Source organism: Pseudomonas sp. CFBP 8770, from assembly GCF_014841705.1.
GTDB lineage: Bacteria > Pseudomonadota > Gammaproteobacteria > Pseudomonadales > Pseudomonadaceae > Aquipseudomonas.
Map to the genome: position 1 here is coordinate 376,270 of NZ_JACYUL010000006.1, position 22,169 is coordinate 398,438.

A 22,169-nucleotide genomic window follows, 5' to 3' on the forward strand; every position below is an offset into this window, starting at 1 on the left:
CGGTCATCGGCCGCGAAGGGCGCGCTGCGGTGTGTCAGGTGTACCGCGGCGAGGCTTTCGCGGCCACGGACCGTTCCCATGGGTGGTCCTCGGATGCTCATAACAATTCCAGGCGTACTTGCTCATGTCTTCTTCACGCCCCTACAGAGTCGCTCTCAACGGTTACGGCCGCATTGGTCGCTGCGTGCTGCGTGCATTGTGCGAGCGCGGTACGCGGGCCGACTTCGAGGTGGTGGCGATCAACGACCTGGCCGACATGGCCAGCATCGAATACCTCACGCGCTTCGACTCGACCCACGGCCGCTTTCCCGGTGAAGTCACGGTGGATGCCGACCACCTGTTGATCAACGGTCAACGCATACGCGTCACCCGCAGTGCCACGCCCGAAGCGATCGACTGGGCCGCGCTCGACATCGACCTGGTGCTCGAATGCTCCGGCGCCTACAACACCCGCGGCGACGGTCAGCGCTTCCTGGCCGCCGGCGCACCGGCCGTGCTGTTTTCCCAGCCCATGGCCAGCGAAGCCGACGTCGATGCCACCATCGTGTTCGGTATCAATCAGGATTGCCTTACCGGACGCGAACGACTGGTTTCCAACGCGTCCTGCACCACCAATTGCGGCGTGCCGCTGTTGCGCCTGCTGGATCAGGCCATCGGCCTGGAATACGTGTCCATCACCACCATTCACTCGGCCATGAACGACCAGCCGGTGATCGACGCCTATCACCACGAAGACCTGCGCCGTACGCGCTCGGCCTTCCAGTCGGTCATTCCGGTTTCCACCGGCCTGGCCCGTGGCATCGAACGGCTGTTGCCGGAACTTGCCGGTCGAATCCAGGCCAAAGCTGTGCGCGTGCCGACCGTCAATGTGTCATGCCTGGACATTACCCTGCAGATGGCGCGCGACACCTGTGCGGTGGAGGTCAATCGGATCCTTCATGACGCGGCGCGCAGTGGCCCGTTGCAGGGCCTGCTGGCCTACACTGAGTTGCCGCACGCCAGTTGTGATTTCAACCACGATCCTCATTCGGCCATCGTCGATGCCAGCCAGACCCGCGTTTCCGGCCCGCGCCTGGTGAACCTGCTGGCCTGGTTCGACAACGAATGGGGTTTTGCCAATCGAATGCTCGACGTCGCGGGGCACTACCTGCGCGTCATGAACAATTCCAAACGAGCTTGAAAGGACTGAACGCAATGACCGTGTTGAAGATGACCGACCTCGACCTGCAAGGTAAGCGCGTATTGATTCGCGAAGACCTCAACGTACCCGTCAAGGATGGCAAGGTAACCAGCGACGCGCGCATTCTCGCCTCGTTGCCCACCATCAAGCTGGCCTTGGAGAAGGGCGCGGCGGTAATGGTCTGCTCGCACCTGGGCCGGCCCACCGAAGGCGAATTCTCTGCCGAGAACAGCCTCAAGCCAGTGGCCGAGTACCTGAGCAAGGCCTTGGGCCGCGACGTGCCGCTGGTGGCTGACTACCTGGACGGCGTCCAGGTCAATGCCGGTGACGTGGTGCTGTTCGAGAACGTGCGCTTCAACAAGGGCGAGAAAAAGAACGCCGACGAGCTGGCCCAACGCTACGCGGCGCTGTGCGACGTGTTCGTGATGGACGCGTTCGGCACGGCGCACCGCGCCGAAGGCTCGACCCACGGCGTGGCCAAGTTCGCCAAGGTCGCCGCTGCCGGCCCTCTGCTGTCTGCGGAGCTTGAAGCGCTGGGCAAGGCACTGGGCGCCCCCGCCAAGCCGATGGCCGCCATCGTTGCCGGTTCCAAGGTTTCGACCAAGCTGGACGTGCTCAATAGCCTGAGCGGCATCTGCGATCAGTTGATCGTGGGCGGTGGCATTGCCAACACCTTCCTGGCCGCTGCCGGGCACAAGGTTGGCAAATCGCTGTACGAGCCAGACTTGCTGGACACCGCCCGCGCCATCGCCGCCAAGGTCAGCGTGCCGCTGCCGGTCGACGTGGTGGTGGCCAAGGAGTTCGCCGAAAGCGCCGAAGCCACGGTCAAGCTGATTGCCGATGTGGCCGATGACGACATGATCCTCGACATCGGTCCACTGACCGCCGAGCACTTCGCCGAGTTGCTCAAGTCGTCCAAGACCATCCTCTGGAACGGCCCGGTCGGTGTGTTCGAGTTCGATCAGTTCAGCAACGGCACCCAAGTGCTGGCCAAGGCGATTGCGCAGAGCCCGGCCTTTTCCATCGCCGGTGGCGGCGATACCCTGGCGGCCATCGACAAGTACGGCGTCGCTGGCGACATCTCCTACATCTCGACCGGTGGCGGTGCGTTTCTCGAGTTCGTCGAGGGCAAGGTGCTGCCGGCCGTTGAAATGCTGGAACAGCGGGCCAAGGCCTGACGCCCTGTGAGTCTGGAGGAGAAACGGATGCTCAAGGCACCTGCCCTGGCGTTGCTGATCGGCCTGCTGGCCGGTTGTTCCGGTGCGCCGGCAACCTCGGTCGACGACGGCCCGACGGCTACCCCTGGCGGCTGTTCACAGTCGCAGTGGCAGGCCGAAAGCATTCCGGTGGTCGGCAAGCGCATGGGGCCTGAGGCACTGGAACGCTACGAGCCGGAACAGCAGGCGCAGGCACCGGGTTGTCCGTGAGGGCAACCAATGGTGCTCGCCAAGGGTCTTCTGTGGTGAGTCTCACGATTATCACTGCTTCGCGCATAAGGAGTTCACCATGAAGATCGGTTCCGCGACATTCGGTTTGGCCACCCTGCTGGCAGCGGTGCTGTCCAGCGGCTGCATGAGTTCAGGCGCAGGCAGCGCCTGTGAGGTGTTCAGCCCGGTGTCGGTGGTGACGCCCACGACTCAGGATGATCAGCGCGTGCAGACCAACTCCACCGGTGCGCCGGCCGGTTCGCAGAACACGGCGCAGGATTGCGGGTCGTAAGCCAAGGCTTGATGACGGCAGCACTGCCCCGCGCTCAGAGGTATATGAATGAAAGGCGGTATGGCAATAATGGCAATGGCGCTGCTCTCGGGCTGCGCCTATCTGGACAAACCGATGCCGGTGTCGCCCGACTGGACACGCTGGCAGTGCGACAGCCAGGTCGAGGTGCAATGGCGTTACAGTGCCGCCGACAAGAGCGCGATGCAAGTGCGCCTGGCCGGCAGCGACAAGCAATACGCCTTGACGCCCCAGGCGGGTGCCGAGGGCGAGCTGTTCAGCGATGGTGTGCTGGCGTTCCACAAGAAAGGTGACGAAGGCCTGGTGTACTGGGTCGCCACCGACGATTTGATTGGCCGGGGCTGCAAGGCTCCGTGACGGCTGGGCCCACTGCGCCAGACCGATGATAGGCATTACTTCAAGAGCGGCCGCCGATGGGCGAGCTGCAACGATCAACGACCCTGAACCGGGAGACACAACGACAATGGCACTTATCAGCATGCGTCAGATGCTGGATCACGCCGCCGAATTCGGCTACGGCGTACCAGCTTTCAACGTCAACAACCTCGAGCAAATGCGCGCCATCATGGAAGCGGCCGACAAGACCGACTCCCCGGTCATCGTCCAGGCTTCGGCCGGCGCCCGCAAATACGCCGGTGCCCCGTTCCTGCGTCACTTGATCCTGGCGGCGATCGAAGAGTTTCCGCACATCCCGGTGTGCATGCACCAGGACCACGGCACCAGCCCCGACATCTGCCAGCGTTCGATCCAGCTGGGCTTCAGCTCGGTGATGATGGACGGCTCGCTGGGCGTCGACGGCAAGACCCCGACCGACTACGACTACAACGTGCGCGTGACTTCGCAGACCGTTTCCTTTGCCCACGCCTGCGGTGTGTCGGTAGAGGGCGAGCTGGGCTGCCTGGGTTCGCTGGAAACCGGTCAGGCCGGTGAGGAAGACGGCGTAGGCGCCGAAGGTATCCTGGATCACAGCCAGATGCTCACCGACCCGGAAGAGGCGGCCGATTTCGTTGCCAAGACCCAGGTCGATGCCCTGGCCATCGCCATCGGCACCAGCCACGGCGCCTACAAGTTCACCAAGCCGCCTACCGGCGACATCCTGGCGATCGACCGCATCAAGGCGATCCATGCGCGCATTCCCAACACTCACCTGGTGATGCACGGCTCTTCTTCGGTACCGCAGGAGTGGCTGGCGATCATCAACGAGTACGGCGGCGCCATCAAGGAAACCTACGGCGTGCCGGTCGAGGAAATCGTCGAAGGTATCAAGTACGGCGTGCGCAAGGTCAACATCGACACTGACCTGCGCCTGGCCTCCACCGGGGCGATCCGCCGTTTCATGGCGCAGAACCCGGCCGAGTTCGACCCGCGCAAGTATTTCGCCGAAACCGTGAAAGCCATGCGTGACGTCTGCATCGCGCGCTACGAAGCGTTCGGCACTGCCGGCAACGCCTCGAAGATCAAGCCGATCTCCCTGGAAGGCATGTTCCAGCGCTACGCCAGCGGCGAGTTGAACGCCAAGGTCAACTAAGCCTCACCGCTGTCGAAAAACCCGCCTGTTGGCGGGTTTTTTCGTTCTGGCGCGGTGTTCGGGACATGGCACTGCCTTTCGAGCAGGGCGCGCCGTCCATCGGCGAGTGCTCGTTCGTGACGCAAACCATGGGAAATTGTCCTACAGCTTTGCGTCGAGCCCGTCTAAAGTAACGCAAGAAGTTTCCGGGCGAATCCGGATTCAGGATGTCTGAACGAGTATTAGCATGGAATGCGCCCCTGATCCGTCCATTGACGGTGGTTCTACGTTGTTGGTGGTCGACGATTACCCGGAAAACCTGCTGAGCATGAGAGCGTTGCTCGAGCGCCAGGACTGGCAGGTGGTGACCGCAGCTTCCGGGGTCGAAGCGTTGGGCAAACTGCTCGAACATGAGGTCGATCTGGTTCTGCTCGACGTGCAGATGCCTGGCATGGACGGTTTCGAAGTGGCTCGGCTGATGCGTGGCAGCCAGCGTACGCGCCTGACCCCGATCATCTTCCTGACTGCCAACGAGCAGTCGCAGGCCTCCGTGCTCAAGGGCTACGCCACAGGGGCGGTGGACTATCTGTTCAAACCGTTCGACCCGCAGATCCTGCGGCCCAAGGTCCAGGCGCTGCTCGAACAGCAGCGCAACCGGCGTGACCTGCAGCGTTTGAGCCGTGATCTGGAAGCTGCGCGGGCCTTCAATGCCTCGGTGCTGGAAAACGCCGGTGAAGGCATTCTGGTGGTCAACGAGCATGGTCTGATCACCTTTGCCAACCCGGCCATCTCGCGCCTGCTGGGCGCCAGTGTCGAGCAACTGCAGCGCGGCGTGCTGGCGGATTACCTGCACAAGCCGCAGATTCCCGAATGGTCCGAGTCCGACTTCTACCGCGCCTACAGCACGCGCAGTACCTACCGCGTACACGATGCACTGCTGCGCACGGCCAACGGCCAACAGTTGCCGGTGGCTCTGTCGTGCGCGCCGTTGCCCGGCGAGCAGCGCGCAATGGTGGTGACCATCCTCGACATGTCGGTGGTGCGCAGCCTGCACCAGCAGCTGGAATACCAGGCCGTGACCGACCCCCTCACCGGGCTGCTCAACCGCCGCGGTTTCTATCAGGCCGTGGAGAGCGCGCTGGTGCGCAACGAGCGTGCGGAAAAGGCCCAGGCGCTGCTGTATCTGGATCTGGACGGCTTCAAGCGCATCAACGACAGCCATGGGCACGATGCCGGAGACCGGGCCTTGCGCTGGGTGGCCGAACAGCTCAAAGCGGTGCTGCGCCCCTTCGACGTGGTGGCGCGCATGGGTGGCGACGAATTCACTGCGCTGCTGGACAACCTCGACTACCCCGAGCAGGCCGCCAAGGTGGCCGAAAAGCTCATGGAGCGCATCGCCATGGAGCAGACCGTGGACGGCGTGGACATCAGCCTGGGCGTCAGCATCGGCATTGCCACCTACCCCGAGTGTGGCGCCAACCTGGACAGCCTGCTGCGCGCTGCCGATATCGCCATGTATGCCGCCAAGCAGGCCGGTCGCCAGCAATACCGCTATTACGATCAGGACTTGAACGGTCGCGCGCGCTCGCGTCTGCTGCTCGAAACCAGCGTTGGCGAAGCCATCGAGAACCGTGATTTCAGTTTGGTCTACCAGCCGCAGGTGTCCCTGCTCGACGGTCGTCTGCGCGGTTTCGAGGCGCTGTTGCGCTGGTGCCATCCCAGTGTCGGCGACGTGCAGCCGGGGCTGTTCATTCCCTTGCTCGAACAGGCACGATTGATCAGTCGCCTGTCGAGCTGGATCTACACTGAAGGCGCCGCCCAGCGCCGCGCCTGGTCCAGCCGTTTTCCTGCCGAGCTGGTGCTGAGCATCAGCCTGAGCAATGCCCAGTTCGCCATGCCCAACCTGGTGGCCGAACTGCAACGCGCGATTGCCTTGCATGGATTGCGCCCGCATCAGCTCGAAGTGGAGGTGGTGGAGTGCTCGCTGATGCACAACCTGCCCCAGGCCACCGCGCAGTTGCAGCAGTTGCGCAACTTGGGGGTGCGCATCGCTCTGGATGATTTTGGTACCGGCCCGTGCTCGCTGAAATTGCTGCGCGATCTGCCCATCGACACCCTCAAGCTGGACCGTCACCTGATCGCTCGATTGCCCGACTCCAAGCCCGATGGTGTGTTCGCGCGCAGCGTGATCCAAGCCTGCAACGCGTTCGACATCACAGTGATCGCCGAGGGGGTGGAAACCGCCGAGCAATGCCAGTGGCTGCGCGCCGCCGGTTGCGAGTGGATCCAGGGCTTCGTGATTGCCCGGCCATTGACGGCGCAGGCCGCCAGCGACTTCCCGCTGGTCAGCGCCGGCGTGCAGCCGGCAGCGGTGTGACGCCAGCGCCGCGCAGGCGTTACACTGGACACCTTTCTCAAGTCGAAACTGGCACCATGACCGCGCTGAAGTACCTGCAAGCCTACCCACCCGCACTGCAGGAGCAGGTCCGGCAACTGATCGCGCGCGGACAGCTGGCGGACTACCTGAGCCAGCGCTATCCGGATCGCCACGCCGTGCAGAGCGACAAGGCGCTGTACAACTATGCCATGGCCCTGAAGCAGGAGTACCTGCGCAATGCGCCGGCCATCGACAAGGTGCTGTTCGACAACCGCCTGGACCTGACGCATCGCGCACTGGGCCTGCACACCGCGGTTTCGCGGGTTCAGGGCGGCAAGCTCAAGGCCAAGAAAGAGATCCGCATCGCTTCGCTGTTCAAGGACGCGGCGCCGCAGTTTCTGCAGATGATCGTGGTGCATGAGCTGGCGCATTTCCGCGAGAGCGACCACAACAAGGCGTTCTACCAGCTGTGCGAACACATGCTGCCCGGTTATCAGCAGTTGGAATTCGACCTGCGCGTCTACCTGACCTACCGTGATCTGCCCCCGCCGCCGTGAAGGACATTCCCATGCAAGTCAGCAAGACCCGCAGCAGTTTCTATCGCCGGCTCTACGTGGCTTGGCTGATCGACAGTGGCCAGGCGGCCACTGTGCCGGCCCTCATCGAGGCCACCGGGATGCCCCGGCGCACGGCCCAGGACACCATTGCGGCGCTGGCCGACCTGGACATCGCCTGCGAGTTCGAGCAGCAGGATGGCGAGCGCAACCACATCGGTCGCTACGTGATCAGGCAGTGGGGCGCGATCGACCGTGAATGGATCGGTCAGAACCTGGGGCAGATCCGTCAGGTACTCGGTTACCCCTGAGCCTCGACACGCCGGTACATCGCGATGTGCGCAATGTTGTCTTCCAGGTATTCCTGGCCGTGGGCAATGAAGCCGTAGCGGCCGTAATAGCCTTGCAGGTGAGCCTGGGCCGACAGCTTTATCGGCACCTGCGGCCAGCGTCGCGCGGCGTGCTCCAGAGCGTTGGCCAGCAGCGCGTGGCCCAGGCCGGTACCGCGGGCAGATGGGGCGGTGATCACCCGGCCGATCACCACGTCACCGTCCTGGGTGGAAGGGTCTAGCAGGCGCAGGTAGGCCACCAGGCGGCCCTCGTCCCAAGCCAGCAGGTGACAGGTGTCGGCGTGCAGGTCCTGCCCATCGACATCCTGATAGGGGCATTGCTGCTCGACCACGAAGACTTCGCTGCGCAGGCGCAGGATTTCGTACAGCTGGTGCACATCCAGCTCGCTGTGGTGCATGCACATCCATTCGATGGCCATGGTTACCTCGTTCAAGGTTTCGGTTGCGCCGCTAGCTGGCGGCAGCTGCGGTCGGGCCTTTGATCAAGTGCGCGGCAAGGGTGCGCAGTGGCCCCAGCTGCCGACAGATCAGCGCCAGCTGGGTCTGCATCAGACGCTGGCCTTCGTCGACCTCTTCGGGCATCTGTTCCAGTTCGTCGGCCAGCGCTTCCTCGCTGTCGCTCTGCACCTGCACCGGCACACGCGTGGCCAGGCCCGTGGCGATTTCGTCGATGCTGCGCGCCAGGCTTTCGCCGGCCCCGCCGATCAATTGTTCGCGCGCCTCGGCCGGCAACTCGGTGCCGCGGTGCGCACCCAGCCCGGACAGGTAGCTGAGCAGGGTGTGCGACAGCACCAGGAAGCGGAAACCCACGTCGGCTTCCTTGCGGAAGTGGCCGGGCTCCATGAGCATGTTGGCCAGGGTGGTGGAGAGCGCAGCGTCGGCATTGTGGGCGTTGCGCCGTGCCAGGCGATAAGCGAGGTCGTCGCTCTTGCCGTTGGCGTATTGCTGCATGATCTGGCGCAGGTAGATGCTGTTGCAGGTCAGCGTGTTGGCCAGCACCTTGTTCAGCTTGCGGCCTTGCCAGTCGGGCAGGAACAGGAACACCGCCAGGCCGGCGATCAGGCTGCCGAGCAGGGTGTCGAACAGCCGTGGCAGGAACAGCCCGTAGCCGTCGCCCGTCTGGTTGAAGCAGAACAGCACCATCAGGGTGATGGCGGCGGTTGCCAGGGTGTAGCGCGTGGTGCGGTTGACGAAGAACACCAGGCCGGCGCCGATGGCGAACAGCGACTGCACGATGGGGCTGGGGAACAGGTCGAACAGCGCCCAGCCCACGGTCAGGCCGATGGCGGTGCCGATGATCCGCTGGCCCAGCTTGCGGCGAGTGGCGCCGTAGCTGGGCTGGCACACGAACAAGGTCGTCAGCATGATCCAGTAGCCCTGACTGGGGTGGATCAGGTGCACCATGGCGTAGCAGATCACCAGTGCCAGGGGCAGGCGCAGGGCATGGCGAAACAGCAGCGAAGTGGGCGTGAGGTTTTGCCGAATGCGGCCCCAGAAGTCTTTCAGGGTGTGCGGCGAGCGGTCCAGCAGGCTGCTGTCGCGGGCATCGGCCAGGCGGTCGGGATTGCCGGCGTCGCTGAGCAGACGGTCGAGGGTGCCGAGGTTGGCCGCCAGAGCACGCAGCGACCGCAACAGGCCGCGCCAGGCCGGGTTGCTCTGGATCCGCAGGTGTTCGAGCGAAGCGTGCAGGTCGCTCAAGGCCTCGGCGAAGCTGTCGTCGTAGATGAACGGCTGGCGCAACTGGATCGACTCGCCCAGCCGCTGGCAGGCCACGCCCTGCTGGCGCAGCAGGCGCTGACAGCGAAACAGTACATCACTGTGGAAGAAGGCGTCGGCCAATGCGTTGTAGGGGTAGTGCGAGGAACTGGCGCGCTCGTGGATGTCCTGGGCCAGGAAGTACAGCTTCAGGTAGCGGCTGACCTTGGAGCCGGGACGGCCATTGCCGACCCTGTGCAGGATGATTTCCTTGGCCGCGTTGAGCGCGGCCACGACCCGACCGTTCTGTTTGGCGAGCTCCAGGCGGCGGGCTTCCACGTCCAGTTGGCGGATCGGTTCGAACAGGCTCGACTTGAGCTTGAGGTACTGCCCCAGCTCGCTGAACAGCCGCGCCAGGGCCTGTTGCACCGGTTGGTTGGAAAACAGTACCTGCCACAGCACCGACAGCAGGCCATACCAGGCCGCCCCGGCCACCAGCAGCACTGGCTCGCGCCACAGGTTGCTGACTTCGCCGCCGCGCTGGTCGACGCCGATCATGGTGTAGACCGAGAGGATCAGGGTGGCGTAGGCAATCGCACCGTAACGCTCGCCGAGCGCGCCGAGCATGGTCAGGGCGAAGCTGGCAAGAGCCAGGGCGGTGACGAAGACGTAGGGGTAGGGGAACAGCAGTTCCACGGCGAAGGCGGCGACGGTGAAGCACGACAGGGTGGCTGCCAGGGCACGGATGCGGCCTTGCCAGTTGTCGTCGGTTTCGGCCAGGGCGCAGGCGATGATGCCCAGGAACAGTGGCACCAGCAGGCGCATCTCGTTTTGATACCAGCACAGCGCCATGCTGCCGGACAGCGCGATGAACACCCGCACGCTGTAGCTGAACTTGTCCAGCGCCCACAAGCGGCGCATCGATTGGCGGAACGACCTGGATGCCATGAAAAAGGAGTCGACCTGTAGGCAAGGGAGCTGATGAACGGCGTCAATCTACCATTGTCGGCGCACGCCCGATACTGCGCGGCGGCCCCTGACGCGGCTCGCGCCGCTGCTACAGGCGCGTAGGTGGATCGAGGGGGTGTGGGGCCTCTGTAGCAGCGGCGCGAGCCGCGTCCGGCCGCGCTGCAGATCCCCGGCGTGCTACACGTACTGAGCGGCCGCGTATCCGGAGGCCCACGCCCACTGGAAATTGAACCCTCCCAGATGCCCGCTGACATCGAGCACTTCGCCGATGAAATACAAGCCTGGGCTTTTCAACGACTCCATCGTCTTGGACGACACCTCGCGGGTATCGACGCCGCCCAGCGTCACCTCGGCGGTGCGATAGCCTTCGGTGCCGGCCGGCACCAGCTGCCAGGCGCCCAGTGTATTTGCAACCGTTTGCAGTTCGGCCGGGGTGTACTGCTTGATCGGCTTGGACACGAACCAGTGCTCGGCCAGCAGGTTGGCCATTTTCTTGGTGAAGACTTCACCCAACAGGGTCTTGAGCTCCGAATTGGGCCGCTCGGCCTGCTGTTGCTGCAGCCACGCCAACGCATCGTGATCGGGCAGCAGATTGATCTCGACGGTGTCGCCGGGCTGCCAGAACGAGGAAATCTGCAGGATCGCCGGCCCGCTCAGGCCTCGATGGGTAAACAGCAGGTTCTCGCGAAACGCTTGTTCGTTGCAGCTGGCCACACAATCCACCGAGGTGCCGGACAACTCGGTGCAGATGTCCTTGAGCTGATCGGTGATGGTGAACGGCACCAGGCCTGCGCGCGTGGGCAGCACACTGTGACCGAACTGGCGGGCGATCTGGTAGCCGAAGCCGGTGGCGCCCAGGGTCGGAATCGACAGCCCACCAGTGGCCACCACCAACGACTGGCACGCCAGCAGGCCCAGTGAAGTCTGCAAACGATAGCCGTCGGCGGTTTTCTCGATGGACTGCACCGAGGTGTCCATGCGCAACTCGACGCCAGCGCTTTCGCACTCGGCCAGCAGCAGGCCGAGAATGTCGCTGGACTTGTTGTCGCAGAACAGCTGGCCGAGTTTCTTCTCGTGGTAGGGCACGTCGTGCTTGGCCACCAGGGCGATGAAATCCCACTGGGTATAGCGCGCCAGGGCCGACTTGCAGAAGTGCGGGTTCTGCGAGAGGAAGTTGGCCGGTTCGGTGTACATGTTGGTGAAGTTGCAGCGACCGCCGCCGGACATGAGGATCTTCTTGCCCGGCTTGTTGGCGTGGTCGATCAGCAGCACCTCGCGGCCTCGCTGTGCAGCGCTCAGGGCGCACATGAGGCCGGCGGCACCGGCGCCGATGATGATGACAGGGGTAGAGCGCACTGCGTGGTCCTCTTGCATCGTGGGGTGTCAGTACCGGCCTCTTCGCGGCCACTGGCCGCTCCTACGGGGGAACACGGTGTTCCTGCAGACCGCGAAGAGGCCTGGCCTGCGGTCAGAGAATCCGTACGCGCAGCGAACGGCCCTTGATCTTGCCGCTGTTCAGACGCTGCAGCGCCTGCTTGGCGATTCCGCGCTCCACGGCCACGAACGCCTGGAAATCGAAAATGGCGATCTTGCCGACCTGGGTGCCGGGAATGCCCGCATCGCCAGTCAGCGCGCCGAGGATGTCGCCCGGTCGTACCTTGTCCTTGCGCCCGGCGCCGATGCACAGGGTGCTCATCGGCGGCAGCAGCGGCTCGCCACCCTTGGAGGTCAGGCTGTCGAGTTCGGCCCAGGCCAGCGGCGACTTCTGCAGTTGCTCGATGGCCTGGGCGCGGTGCGCCTCGGCGGGGGCGACGAAGCTGATCGCCAGGCCTTTCTCGCCGGCGCGACCGGTACGGCCCACGCGGTGGATGTGGATTTCCGAGTCACGCGCCAGCTCGACGTTGATCACCATGTCCAGGGCATCGATGTCCAGGCCACGGGCGGCCACGTCGGTGGCCACCAGCACCGACGTACTGCGGTTGGCGAACATCGCCAGAACCTGGTCGCGGTCGCGTTGCTCCAGGTCGCCATGCAGCGCCACGGCGCTGATGCCCTTGCTGGTCAGATGGTCGACCACTTCCTGGCACTGCTGCTTGGTGTAGCAGAACGCCACGCACGACTGTGGGCGGAAGTGGCCCAGGGCGCGCACCACGGCGGCCATGCGGTCATCCGGCGAGATTTCGTAGAAACGCTGCTCGATCTGGCTGTCGGCATGCAGCGCCTCAGCCTTGACCTGCTGGGGGTCGCGCATGAACTTGGACGACAGCTGCTTGATGCCGACCGGGTAGGTGGCCGAGAACAGCAAGGTCTGCCGGCGTTCCGGGGTCTGCTCGATGATGTCGGCGATAGAGTCGTAGAAGCCCATGTCGAGCATGCGGTCGGCTTCGTCGAGCACCAGCGTGTTGAGGCCGTCGAGCACCAGCGAACCCTTGCGCAGGTGTTGCTGGATGCGTCCCGGCGTGCCGACGATGATGTGCGCGCCGTGTTCCAGCGAGGCGATCTGCGGGCCGAACGACACGCCGCCGCACAGGGTCAGCACCTTGATGTTGTCTTCGGCGCGGGCCAGGCGGCGGATTTCCTTGGCCACCTGGTCGGCCAGCTCGCGCGTGGGGCACATGATCAATGCCTGACAGCCGAAATAGCGCGGGTTGATCGGGTTCAGCAGGCCGATGCCGAACGCGGCCGTCTTGCCGCTGCCGGTCTTGGCCTGGGCGATCAGGTCCATGCCCTTGAGAATCACCGGCAGGCTCTGCGCCTGGATCGGCGTCATCTGGGCATACCCGAGGGATTCCAGGTTGGCCAGCATGGCGGCGGACAGGGGCAGCGTGTTGAAAGCAGTGGCAATGGTGGTCACGGGACGGGCCTGCAAAACAAAATGTCGCGCAGTGTATCAGCCCCGTGACCTTTCGCCCTAAGCCTGCTTAGTGCTCCACCGGAGGTTCCTGACGAGGTGCGCGCCGTCCATCGCTGTCGGACAGCTGCACGAAGATCCCGGCGGCCAGCATCGCCATCAGGCCAATGGTCAGGAACGTGGCCTGGAAGGCGCCCAGCACCGTGTCCACACCCTCGTTGCCCAAGGACGCGGTGAACCCGCCGAGCAAGGCACCGGCGCAGGCCACGCCCAGCCCGAGGGAGAGCTGCGCTACCACCGAAAGCAGGCCGTTGCCACTGCTGGCGCTTTCATCGTCCAGATCGATCAGGGTCACGGTGTTCATCGCCGCGAACTGCAGCGAATTGACCGCGCCGAGCAAGCCCAGTTGGGTCAACAGCAACCAGTAGGGGGTGGTTTCCGAGACCAGGCCGAGGCTGGCCAGCAACACGCCCAGCAGCAAGGTGTTGCCGGTGAGCACGATGCGATAGCCGAAGCGTTCGATGATCGGCCGGGAAAACGACTTGGAAACCATGGCGGCTGCCGCCAGTGGAATCATGCTCATGCCGGCTTCCGAAGGCGAATGCCCCAGGGCCACTTGCAGCAGCAACGGCACCATGAACGGCAGAGCGCCGCTGCCCAGGCGGGCGAACAGATTGCCGAGAATGCCGATGGCAAAGGTGCGCGTGCGAAACAGGTTCGGCGAGAACAGCGGGTTGTCGATCTGCCCCGCCCGCAGCCAGTAGGCGGCCAGGCAGGCCATGCCGACGAACAGCAGCAGCATCACCCGCAGGTGCGGCAAGTGCAGCTCGCCCAGGCCCTCCATGGCGATGGTGATGAGTACCATCGCCGCTCCGAACAGCACGAAGCCGATGCCATCGAAGCGCGTGCGTTCGGCGCCGCGCAGGTCGGGCACGAAGTGCCATACCGCCCAGCAGCCCAGTGCGCCCACCGGCAGGTTGATGAGGAAGATCCAGTGCCAGCTCAGCCATTCGACCATCCAGCCACCCAGGGTCGGCCCGAGCAGGGGGCCGAGCAAGGCGGGCACGGTGATGAAGCTGAGGATGCGCACCAGTTCCGAGCGCGGGTAGGCGCGCAGCACCACCAGCCGACCCACCGGGAGCATCAGGGCACCGCCCAGGCCCTGAATCACCCGAGCCGCGACCAGCATCGCCAGGCTCTGGGAAAGTGCACACAGCAGCGAGCCGATGCTGAACAGCATGATGGCGCTGAAGAACACCTTGCGCGTCCCGAAGCGGTCGGAAATCCAGCCTGACGCAGGGATGAGCAGGGCGACCGTCAGCATGTAGGCGATGATCACCGACTGCATGCGCAACGGGTTTTCCGCCAGGTCGCTGGCCATGGCCGGCAGCGCGGTGTTGAGGATGGTGCCGTCCAGGGCCTGCATGAAGAAGGCAATGGCAATGACCCAGGGCAGCCAGCGAGCGGTAGCAGGATCCAGTGTTGGGCGCGTGGACATGGGGCCTCTTGTTGTTTGAGGTGGATGACGAATGTTCATGGCAAACCCTGTAGGAGCGGTTACCGCGGTGTGCCTGACGCTCTGCGGTGCGCCTTTCGCGGCCACGGACCGCTCCCACAGTGACCGCAGCGCCGCGACCTGTCGTAGGAGCGGTCATCGGCCGCGAAGGGTGCGCCGCGGTGTGTCAGGCCGACGGCGATGCCTTTTTCGCGGCCACGGACCGCTCCCACAGTGACCGCAGCGCCGCGACCTGTCGTAGGAGCGGTCATCGGCCGCGAAGGGGTCGCCGCGGTGTTTCAGGCCGATGGCGGTGCCTTTTTCGCGGCCACGGACCGCTCCTACAGTGACCGCAGCGCCGCGATCTATTGTAGGAGCGGTCATCGGCCGCGAAGGGTGCGCCGCGGTGTGTCAGGCCGATGGCGGTGCCCTTTTCGCGGCCACGGACCGCTCCTACAGGGTCAACAGCAACCGCTTGACCAGCGCGCCCGGTAGCAGGCTGGAGCTGGTCTGGCGCTCACCGTAGGTGCTGGTCGACAGAATCAGCTCGCGCTCCAGTGTCAACGCTTCCAGCTGGTCCCCCAGAACACTGTAGACGCTGTCGTCGAAACGCATGGTCTGGACCGGTGCAACGATCTGACCATCCTCCACCCAGAAAGTGGCGAATCGAGTCAGTCCGGTCATGCGCGCAGCCGGCATGTCCGAGTAGTTCAGGTACCACAGGTTACTGATGTACAGCCCGGTGCCGAGGCGCTGCAGTACGTCGGTCAACGGCAGGTCGCCCGCTGCCATCTGCAGTGCACCGGGCATTTCCGCGCTGTCTGCACCGTTGCCTTGCAGGCCGTATTCGGCCGCGCTGCGCGAGTCCACCAGGCGCTCCACGGCCAGCCCGTGGCTGACCAGCGAGAGGTCGTTGCGCGGATAGCCTTCCTGGGAAAACGCCGGGGTCAACGAGCCGCTGATGCGCTCCTCGAAACTTACCTGCGCACTCAAGCGCGCCTCGCCGGCGTACAGCCGTTGCAGGGGGCTGTTCTTGCTGGCGATGGCTTGTGCGGAGAAACCGCCCCAGCCCAGCATGCCGATGATTTCATCCAGTGCAGCCGGTGCCAGGTAGGCGCGATACGCCCCCGGTGGTAGCACTTTGAGGGGGCGGCTCAGGTGGTCCAGTTGCTCGCGGGCGTTAGCCAGGCGGTCCGCGAAGGCCTGCGCCTGCCACTGCTGGCCGGCATAGTTCGCCTTGACTGCCTCGCCGTTGGCATGGAACAGGCTGAAATCGAAATTGAAACTGTTGGCCTGATGCCAGCCGGTGGCGCCGTTGCTGTTGGCGAAACCGCGGCAGATCGTTCCCGCGGCATAGATGCCGACCAGATCCAGGCCATTGGCGGCCGCGCCGATCTGTTCGACCACCTGACCCGCATCGGGCAAGGGCACGTCGTCGACATGATGGGTCTGCCACTGCGAGGTATTGAGTTGCAGGTACGGATCCGGTTGCAGCAGCGGCAGCGTCTGGCTCAACTGGTGCACCGCCTGGGTCAGACGCTGCCGGTCCACCTCCAGGTCCTCGGCCAAGGTCAGTTGCAGCTCGGCCTGACGGCCGTCTTCGATCAGCTTCAGCGACACGCTGGCCTGGGCCACTTGCCCCGCCTGGCGTACCCGGGCGTGGTTGAAGCGGATGAAATCCGAGGCCTCGGCGTTATAGCTCAGGGTGAAGCGCTGGGTCGCGGCCACAGTCTGGCGCAGCCACTGCACCAGTGCCTGGAAATGCTCGGCGTGATGGCTCATGCGTCACCTCCGAAAACGTCGATCTGGCTGAACACGCAACTGGGCGAAGCGTGCCCCACACGGATGACCTGGTTGGGCTCGCCCTTGCCGCAGTTGGGCGTGCCCAGCACCTGCAGGGTGCTGGCGTCGCCCACGGCGCTCAGTTTTTTCCAGAAGCTGGCGGAAATGCCGCGATAGTTGGGGTTCTTGACCACGCCCTTGAGTTCGCCGTTCTCGATCAACCGGCCCCATTCGCAGCCGAACTGGAATTTGTTGCGCGCATCGTCGATCGACCAGGAACGGTTGGTGGACATCAGGATGCCGTGCTCGATGCCGGCGATCAGTTGCGCCTGGCTGTGCTCGCCCGGTTCGATGTTGAGGTTGGCCATGCGGTCGATCGGCGCCCGGTTCCAGCTGCTGGCGCGGCTGTTGGCCACGCCGTCCATGCCGCTGCGGTATTGCGACAGCGCGCCGCCCAGCGGCCGGACCAGTACGCCATCGCGAATCAGCCATTGCTTGCTGGCCGCCGTGCCATCGTCGTCATGGGCATAACTGGCCAGCTCGTGGGGAATGTCCGGGTCGAAGGTCACATTGAGCAGCGACGAGCCATACTGCAAGTGGCCGAAGTCCTCGACCTTGACGAAGCTGGTGCCTGCGTAGTTGCGCTCGTCGCCCAGGATGCGGTCAAGCTCCAGCGGGTGGCCGATGGATTCGTGGATCTGCAGCATCATCTGATCGGGCGTCAGCAGCAGGTCGCGCGGGCCCTGTGGGGCGTTGGGCGCCAGCAGCAACTGCAAGGCCTGGTCGGCGACCTGGCGAGCGGCGCCGACGATGCCGCAGCGCTCGATGACGTCGACACCGCCTTGCTGGCCGAAGTTATCGCGGCCCAGGCTGCGCGTCTGGCTGTCGCTGCCATCGAAGGCAGTGACGCTCAAGCCGGGAAAGACGAAGCGCTGCGCCTGACGAATCTGCGCGCCGGCACTGTTCAGGTAGATCTGTTCGACATCGGTGACGCCCAGGCCGGCATACCAGCTGACCAGGCGAGAGTCGTCGGGCACGCTGGCCGACTCTTCATTGAGCAATTGGTAGCACTGGGCCAGAGTCGGAAAGGCTGCCTGCACGTCGGGGGAGAGGTAGTCGCTACGCGCACTGCTGACCGGTTGTTGCTGCAGGTCGAGCAGGGCATGGGCGGCGATCGCGCCTGCTTGCTGTTCGGCACGCGCCAGGGCCTGCTGCAACCCTTGCAGTGAAAGGTCGCCGGTGGCGGCATAGGCTTCCACGCCATTCACTCGAACGGTGATCATCGCCCCTTCGTCGAGGCTCAGGCTCGGCGGTTCGGCAATGTTCTTGCGCACGGCGAGGTGCTGGCTGGATTGGCGCACGTGGCGCAGGGAGAAGAATTCGGCGCGGGTGCGCAGGGCGGCGAAACGTTGTTGCAGGGTGGCGGTGAAATCGAACATGGACGGGCCTCTGGAGGGCGTCGGTGCTTGGCCTTTTCACGGCCGCAGACCGCTCCTACAGGGGATTACAGTGTCCTGTAGGAACGGCATGCGGCCGCGAAAAGGCCCGCAGACCGACCCGGAATCTGGCAGGCCCACAGCTTAGGCCTGCCACCGGCACGGAGCAAATCTGGATCAGCCGTGGGTGGTCGCACTCACTTCGCGCATCGGCTTGCCGCGTACCGGCGCATCGCCGGCAACGTAGTAGGCCGCGGTCGAGCGCGCTTCGGGCTTGCGGCCACGAATGCGGTCGGCGATCTTCTCGGCGATCATGATGGTCGGCGCGTTCAGGTTGCCGGTGGTGATGATCGGCATGATCGAGGCGTCGACCACACGCAGGCCTTGCAGACCATGCACGCGACCCTGACCATCGACCACGGCCATGTCGTCGGTGCCCATCTTGCACGAGCACGACGGGTGATAGGCCGTTTCGGCATGCTCGCGGATGAACTGGTCCAGCTGCGCGTCCGTCTGCACCTCGATGCCTGGGCTGATTTCACGCCCGCGGTACTGGTCCAGCGCCGGCTGCTGCATGATTTCGCGGGTCAGGCGGATGCCGTCGCGGAACTCCTGCCAGTCCTGCTCGCTGGCCATGTAGTTGAACAGGATGCTCGGGTAGTCGCGCGGGTTCTTCGACTTGACGTTGACCCGGCCGCGACTCGGAGAGCGCATCGAGCCCACGTGAGCCTGGAAGCCGTGTTCCTGAACGCCCTTGGTGCCGTTGTAATTGATCGCCACCGGCAGGAAGTGGTACTGGATGTTCGGCCATTCGAACTCAGGGCGCGAGCGAATGAAACCGCCGGCCTCGAACTGGTTGCTGGCGCCGATGCCGGTGCCCAGGAACATCCATTCGGCACCGATCTGCGGCTGGTTCCACCACTTCAGCGACGGGTACAGCGAGACCGGCTGGGTGCAGCTGTATTGCAGGTACATTTCCAGGTGGTCCTGCAGGTTCTGACCGACACCTGGCAAGTCATGCACGACGTCGATGCCCAGGGGCTGGAGCACCTCGGCCGGACCGACGCCGGAGCGCTGCAGAATCTGTGGTGAGGCGATGGCGCCGCCGCACAGCAGGACTTCCTTGCGAGCGCGCGCCTGGATGCGCTCGTCGCTGTCACCGACCAGGTAGCTGACGCCGACCGCGCGCTTGCCGTCGAAGACGATCCTGTCGGTCAGTGCGTGGGTGACGATGGTCAAGGTGTCGCGTTGCTTGGCCTGGTCCAGGTAGCCGCGCGCGGTGCTGGCGCGTCGGCCTTTGGGCGTCACGGTGCGGTCCATGGGACCGAAGCCTTCCTGCTGGTAGCCGTTGAGGTCGTCGGTGCGCGGAAAGCCTGCCTGCACGCCGGCTTCGACCATGGCGGCGAACAACGGGTTGTTGCCGGCCTTGGGCGTGGTGACGCTGACCGGGCCTTCGCCGCCATGGTAGTCGTTGGCGCCGATGTCACGGGTTTCGGCCTTGCGGAAATACGGCAGGCAGTCCAGGTAGCTCCAGTCTTCCAGGCCCGGCAGCTTGGCCCAGCCGTCGTAGTCCATGGCGTTGCCGCGGATGTAGCACATGCCATTGATCAGCGAAGAGCCGCCCAGGCCCTTGCCGCGGCCACATTCCATGCGACGGTTGTCCATGTGCGGCTCGGGCTCGGTCTCGTAGGCCCAGTTGTAACGGCGGCCCTGCAGCGGAAAGGCGAGGGCGGCAGGCATCTGGGTACGGAAGTCCAGGCGGTAGTCCGGCCCGCCGGCTTCGAGCAGCAGGACCGTCACGCCCGGATCTTCGGTCAGGCGCGTGGCCAAGGTGTTACCGGCCGAGCCGGCACCGATGATGATGTAGTCGAATTCCTGGGACATGAAGGTTCCCTCTTTGAAAAAAATGGGTCGGTGGGGCTGATGACCCTGTAGGAGCGATCATCGGCCGCGAACGGCGCGCTGCGGTCCCGGGTCAGAACACCGAAACGTAATCGCCCAGTTCTACCTGTACCGATTTGATCCGGGTGTACTGCGCCAGTGAGCTGATGCCGTTTTCGCGTCCCACACCGGATTGCTTGTAGCCACCTACCGGCATCTTCGCGTCGGACTCGCCCCAGGCGTTGATCCAGCAAATGCCTGCTTCGAGCTGATGGATCACACGGTGCGCACGGTTCAGATCGCGGGTGACCACACCGGCAGCCAGGCCCATCTCGGTGGCGTTGGCGCGGCGGATCACTTCCTCTTCGCTGTCGTAGCCGAGGATGCTCATCACCGGGCCGAAGATTTCTTCACGCACGATGGTCATCTCGTCGCTGCAGTCGGTGAACACGGTCGGGGCGACGAACGCACCCTGGCCCAGTTCACCTTCGCTCAGCCGCTCGCCGCCGCACAGCAGGCGCGCGCCTTCGGCCTTGCCCTTGGCGATGTGGCCCAGCACGTTTTCCATGTGGGCAAAGCTCACCAGCGGGCCGAAATTGGTGTTCTCGTCCTCGGGGTTGCCGATGCGGATGCGCTGCACGCGTTCCAGGATCTTCGCTTCCAGCTGGGCCTTCAGCGCGTTGGGCACGAACACTCGGGTGCCGTTGGTGCACACCTGGCCGGAGCTGTAGAAGTTGGCCATCATGGCGATGTCGGCGGCCTTGTCGAGGTCGGCATCGTCGAAGATGATCAGCGGCGACTTGCCGCCCAGTTCCATGGTCACTTCCTTGAGCGAAGAACTCGAGGCGCTGGCCATGACCTTCTTGCCGGTGCTGACGCCGCCGGTGAACGAGATCTTCTCGATCCGCGGATGCTCGGTGAGCCACGCACCGACTTCGCTGCCGCTGCCGGTGAGCACGTTGAACACGCCATCGGGCAGACCGGCTTCGGTGTAGATCTCGGCCAGCTTGAGCGTGGTCAGCGAGGTGACTTCGCTGGGCTTGAAGATCATCGCGTTACCGGCGGCGAGCGCCGGTGCGGACTTCCACAAGGCGATCTGGATCGGGTAGTTCCAAGCGCCGATGCCGGCGGTCACACCCAGGGGCTCGCGGCGGGTGTAGACGAAGGAGGTGTCGCGCAGCGGGATCTGTTCGCCTTCGATGGCGGGCACCAGGCCGGCGTAGTATTCCAGCACGTCGGCACCGGTCACGATGTCGACGTAGCGGGTTTCCGAATAGGACTTGCCGGTGTCCAGGGTTTCCAGCAGGGCCAGTTCGTCGTTGCGTTCGCGCAGCAGGTCGACGGCTTTGCGCAGCACTCGCGAGCGCTCCATGGCGGTCATCGCGGCCCAGACTTTCTGACCTTTTTCGGCGCTGGCGACGGCCTTCTCGACGTCCTGGGCAGTGGCGCGCTGAACCTGCGCCAGCACTTCACCGGTGGCCGGGTTGACGGCATCGAAGGTGCCGCTGCCGCTGGCGTCCACGTAGCCGCCATCGATGTAGAGTTTTTGCGTTGGGAAACGGGCCATAAGATCCTCGCGGTGCAGTTAAGGTGGCAGCAGGCGAGGCGCGAAGCTTCAGCGCTGCTGTTTTGCCAGTTGCATGTCCATGTATTCGCAGGCGATGCGGTGAGCCTGGGCGGTGTCGAAGGCATCGCCCGACAGCGCGCCGCGCAGCCACAGACCGTCGATCAGGGCGGCCAGGCCGCGTGCGGCATTGCGTGCCTGTTCCACCGGCAATTCACGGCGAAACTGGCAGCACAGGTTGGAATACAGGCGGTGATCGTTGATCCGCTGCAACCTGTGCAGAGACGGCTGATGCATGCTGGTGGCCCAGAAGGCCAGCCAGGTCTTCATGGCCGGAGCGTTGACCTGGCTGGCGTCGAAGTTGCCTTCGATGATCACCTGCAGGTGCGCCCTGGCACTGTCGTCGTTCAAGGCCTGTCGCCGCGTGGCGACGTTGTCGATCAGAACGTTCATCAAGTGGCGCATGGTCGCTGCGATCAGGCCGTTCTTGTCCTGAAAGTAGTGGCTGATGATGCCGTTCGACACACCCGCCAGGCGGGCGATCAAAGCGATGCTGGCGTCACTCATGCCGACCTGATCGACGGCCTGTAGCGTGGCTTCGATCAACTGTTGGCGGCGGATGGGTTGCATACCGACCTTGGGCATTGGGCAAATCTCCTTGGGCCTGCAGTACGGGCAGTGAGTGACAGCCGACTGAAGCCAGTCTAGTTTATTTTTATTGAACGATCAATCAATAAAAAAGAGCAGGTGAATGTGCGCGTGGTTTTAGAGGATTGGGAAGGGGAAGGCAA

At 64.3% G+C, this 22,169-nt stretch carries 19 protein-coding genes; 9 read left to right on the forward strand and 10 right to left on the reverse strand.

Features of this window, described 5'->3' with window-relative positions:
* The first annotated feature begins 124 nt into the window (after positions 1-124).
* The 9 genes from epd to IFT98_RS16035 all read left to right on the forward strand — a co-directional run bounded on the left by epd (position 125) and on the right by IFT98_RS16035 (position 7,666).
* Positions 125-1,180, forward strand: coding sequence for an erythrose-4-phosphate dehydrogenase (gene epd, locus IFT98_RS15995; protein WP_192049988.1), 1,056 nt, complete (start codon positions 125-127; stop codon positions 1,178-1,180).
* 14 nt (positions 1,181-1,194) lie between these two features.
* Entirely contained in the window at positions 1,195-2,358 is a 1,164-nt protein-coding gene (locus IFT98_RS16000) for a phosphoglycerate kinase (protein WP_192049986.1), read from the forward strand.
* Positions 2,359-2,385: 27 nt separating this feature from the next.
* On the forward strand, positions 2,386-2,607 hold the full coding sequence (locus IFT98_RS16005; RefSeq protein WP_122796240.1) for a hypothetical protein: 222 nt from the start codon (positions 2,386-2,388) through the stop codon (positions 2,605-2,607).
* Positions 2,608-2,686: 79 nt separating this feature from the next.
* On the forward strand, positions 2,687-2,899 hold the full coding sequence (locus tag IFT98_RS16010) for a hypothetical protein (protein ID WP_122796241.1): 213 nt from the start codon (positions 2,687-2,689) through the stop codon (positions 2,897-2,899).
* Between the two features lie 48 nt (positions 2,900-2,947).
* The gene (locus IFT98_RS16015; RefSeq protein WP_122715912.1) at positions 2,948-3,274 is read left to right on the forward strand and encodes an MliC family protein; all 327 of its coding nucleotides are present in this window, start codon (positions 2,948-2,950) and stop codon (positions 3,272-3,274) included.
* A gap of 106 nt (positions 3,275-3,380) precedes the next feature.
* Positions 3,381-4,445 (forward strand): class II fructose-bisphosphate aldolase, encoded by a 1,065-nt coding sequence (gene fba, locus IFT98_RS16020; protein WP_043192347.1) that lies wholly within the window; start codon positions 3,381-3,383, stop codon positions 4,443-4,445.
* 226 nt (positions 4,446-4,671) lie between these two features.
* A complete protein-coding gene (locus IFT98_RS16025) occupies positions 4,672-6,801 on the forward strand; it encodes a putative bifunctional diguanylate cyclase/phosphodiesterase (protein WP_192049984.1) in 2,130 nt (709 codons plus the stop codon).
* A 56-nt stretch (positions 6,802-6,857) separates the two neighbouring features.
* Positions 6,858-7,358, forward strand: coding sequence for a M48 metallopeptidase family protein (locus tag IFT98_RS16030; protein WP_185794749.1), 501 nt, complete (start codon positions 6,858-6,860; stop codon positions 7,356-7,358).
* Positions 7,359-7,369: 11 nt separating this feature from the next.
* Positions 7,370-7,666, forward strand: a complete 297-nt coding sequence (locus IFT98_RS16035) for a winged helix-turn-helix domain-containing protein (protein WP_049861413.1) — start codon at positions 7,370-7,372, stop codon at positions 7,664-7,666.
* Here IFT98_RS16035 and IFT98_RS16040 read toward each other — a convergent pair.
* From IFT98_RS16040 to betI, 10 genes are all read right to left on the reverse strand, one after another.
* Positions 7,657-8,124, reverse strand: a complete 468-nt coding sequence (locus IFT98_RS16040; protein WP_122796245.1) for a GNAT family N-acetyltransferase — start codon at positions 8,122-8,124, stop codon at positions 7,657-7,659. The two genes, IFT98_RS16035 and IFT98_RS16040, sit on opposite strands and share 10 nt — an antisense overlap.
* A 31-nt stretch (positions 8,125-8,155) precedes the next feature.
* Positions 8,156-10,348: a YccS family putative transporter gene (gene yccS / locus IFT98_RS16045; protein WP_192049982.1), complete on the reverse strand. Its 2,193-nt coding sequence runs from the start codon at positions 10,346-10,348 to the stop codon at positions 8,156-8,158.
* A 198-nt stretch (positions 10,349-10,546) separates the two neighbouring features.
* On the reverse strand, positions 10,547-11,725 hold the full coding sequence (locus IFT98_RS16050) for an aminoacetone oxidase family FAD-binding enzyme (RefSeq protein ID WP_192049980.1): 1,179 nt from the start codon (positions 11,723-11,725) through the stop codon (positions 10,547-10,549).
* A 112-nt stretch (positions 11,726-11,837) separates the two neighbouring features.
* The gene (gene dbpA / locus IFT98_RS16055; RefSeq protein WP_240998843.1) at positions 11,838-13,175 is read right to left on the reverse strand and encodes an ATP-dependent RNA helicase DbpA; all 1,338 of its coding nucleotides are present in this window, start codon (positions 13,173-13,175) and stop codon (positions 11,838-11,840) included.
* A gap of 115 nt (positions 13,176-13,290) precedes the next feature.
* Positions 13,291-14,718, reverse strand: coding sequence for a multidrug transporter subunit MdtD (mdtD, locus tag IFT98_RS16060; protein ID WP_185794752.1), 1,428 nt, complete (start codon positions 14,716-14,718; stop codon positions 13,291-13,293).
* Between the two features lie 450 nt (positions 14,719-15,168).
* Positions 15,169-16,497, reverse strand: a complete 1,329-nt coding sequence (locus IFT98_RS16065; RefSeq protein WP_192049978.1) for a TldD/PmbA family protein — start codon at positions 16,495-16,497, stop codon at positions 15,169-15,171.
* Positions 16,494-17,936, reverse strand: a complete 1,443-nt coding sequence (locus IFT98_RS16070; protein ID WP_192049976.1) for a TldD/PmbA family protein — start codon at positions 17,934-17,936, stop codon at positions 16,494-16,496. Before IFT98_RS16070 ends, IFT98_RS16065 begins: the two co-directional genes overlap by 4 nt.
* Positions 17,937-18,110: 174 nt before the next feature.
* Complete coding sequence (gene betA, locus IFT98_RS16075) at positions 18,111-19,817, reverse strand: choline dehydrogenase (protein ID WP_192049974.1); 1,707 nt, start codon at positions 19,815-19,817, stop codon at positions 18,111-18,113.
* Positions 19,818-19,908: 91 nt separating this feature from the next.
* A complete protein-coding gene (gene betB, locus IFT98_RS16080; RefSeq protein WP_192049972.1) occupies positions 19,909-21,381 on the reverse strand; it encodes a betaine-aldehyde dehydrogenase in 1,473 nt (490 codons plus the stop codon).
* Positions 21,382-21,429: 48 nt separating this feature from the next.
* Positions 21,430-22,023, reverse strand: a complete 594-nt coding sequence (gene betI / locus IFT98_RS16085; protein WP_122479801.1) for a transcriptional regulator BetI — start codon at positions 22,021-22,023, stop codon at positions 21,430-21,432.
* Positions 22,024-22,169 lie beyond the last annotated feature (146 nt).

What these genes read in the sequence shown, in the direction of transcription:
- IFT98_RS16030 (WP_185794749.1), top strand. Translation starts at nt 6,858, where the DNA reads ATGACCGCGCTGAAGTACCTGCAAGCCTACCCACCCGCACTGCAGGAG.
- mdtD (WP_185794752.1), bottom strand. Translation starts at nt 14,718, where the DNA reads ATGTCCACGCGCCCAACACTGGATCCTGCTACCGCTCGCTGGCTGCCC.
- IFT98_RS16035 (WP_049861413.1), top strand. Translation starts at nt 7,370, where the DNA reads ATGCAAGTCAGCAAGACCCGCAGCAGTTTCTATCGCCGGCTCTACGTG.
- yccS (WP_192049982.1), bottom strand. Translation starts at nt 10,348, where the DNA reads ATGGCATCCAGGTCGTTCCGCCAATCGATGCGCCGCTTGTGGGCGCTG.
- IFT98_RS16015 (WP_122715912.1), top strand. Translation starts at nt 2,948, where the DNA reads ATGAAAGGCGGTATGGCAATAATGGCAATGGCGCTGCTCTCGGGCTGC.
- IFT98_RS16010 (WP_122796241.1), top strand. Translation starts at nt 2,687, where the DNA reads ATGAAGATCGGTTCCGCGACATTCGGTTTGGCCACCCTGCTGGCAGCG.
- IFT98_RS16005 (WP_122796240.1), top strand. Translation starts at nt 2,386, where the DNA reads ATGCTCAAGGCACCTGCCCTGGCGTTGCTGATCGGCCTGCTGGCCGGT.
- IFT98_RS16070 (WP_192049976.1), bottom strand. Translation starts at nt 17,936, where the DNA reads ATGTTCGATTTCACCGCCACCCTGCAACAACGTTTCGCCGCCCTGCGC.
- IFT98_RS16065 (WP_192049978.1), bottom strand. Translation starts at nt 16,497, where the DNA reads ATGAGCCATCACGCCGAGCATTTCCAGGCACTGGTGCAGTGGCTGCGC.
- betA (WP_192049974.1), bottom strand. Translation starts at nt 19,817, where the DNA reads ATGTCCCAGGAATTCGACTACATCATCATCGGTGCCGGCTCGGCCGGT.
- betI (WP_122479801.1), bottom strand. Translation starts at nt 22,023, where the DNA reads ATGCCCAAGGTCGGTATGCAACCCATCCGCCGCCAACAGTTGATCGAA.
- dbpA (WP_240998843.1), bottom strand. Translation starts at nt 13,175, where the DNA reads ATGCTGGCCAACCTGGAATCCCTCGGGTATGCCCAGATGACGCCGATC.
- epd (WP_192049988.1), top strand. Translation starts at nt 125, where the DNA reads ATGTCTTCTTCACGCCCCTACAGAGTCGCTCTCAACGGTTACGGCCGC.
- IFT98_RS16000 (WP_192049986.1), top strand. Translation starts at nt 1,195, where the DNA reads ATGACCGTGTTGAAGATGACCGACCTCGACCTGCAAGGTAAGCGCGTA.
- betB (WP_192049972.1), bottom strand. Translation starts at nt 21,381, where the DNA reads ATGGCCCGTTTCCCAACGCAAAAACTCTACATCGATGGCGGCTACGTG.
- IFT98_RS16040 (WP_122796245.1), bottom strand. Translation starts at nt 8,124, where the DNA reads ATGGCCATCGAATGGATGTGCATGCACCACAGCGAGCTGGATGTGCAC.
- fba (WP_043192347.1), top strand. Translation starts at nt 3,381, where the DNA reads ATGGCACTTATCAGCATGCGTCAGATGCTGGATCACGCCGCCGAATTC.
- IFT98_RS16025 (WP_192049984.1), top strand. Translation starts at nt 4,672, where the DNA reads ATGGAATGCGCCCCTGATCCGTCCATTGACGGTGGTTCTACGTTGTTG.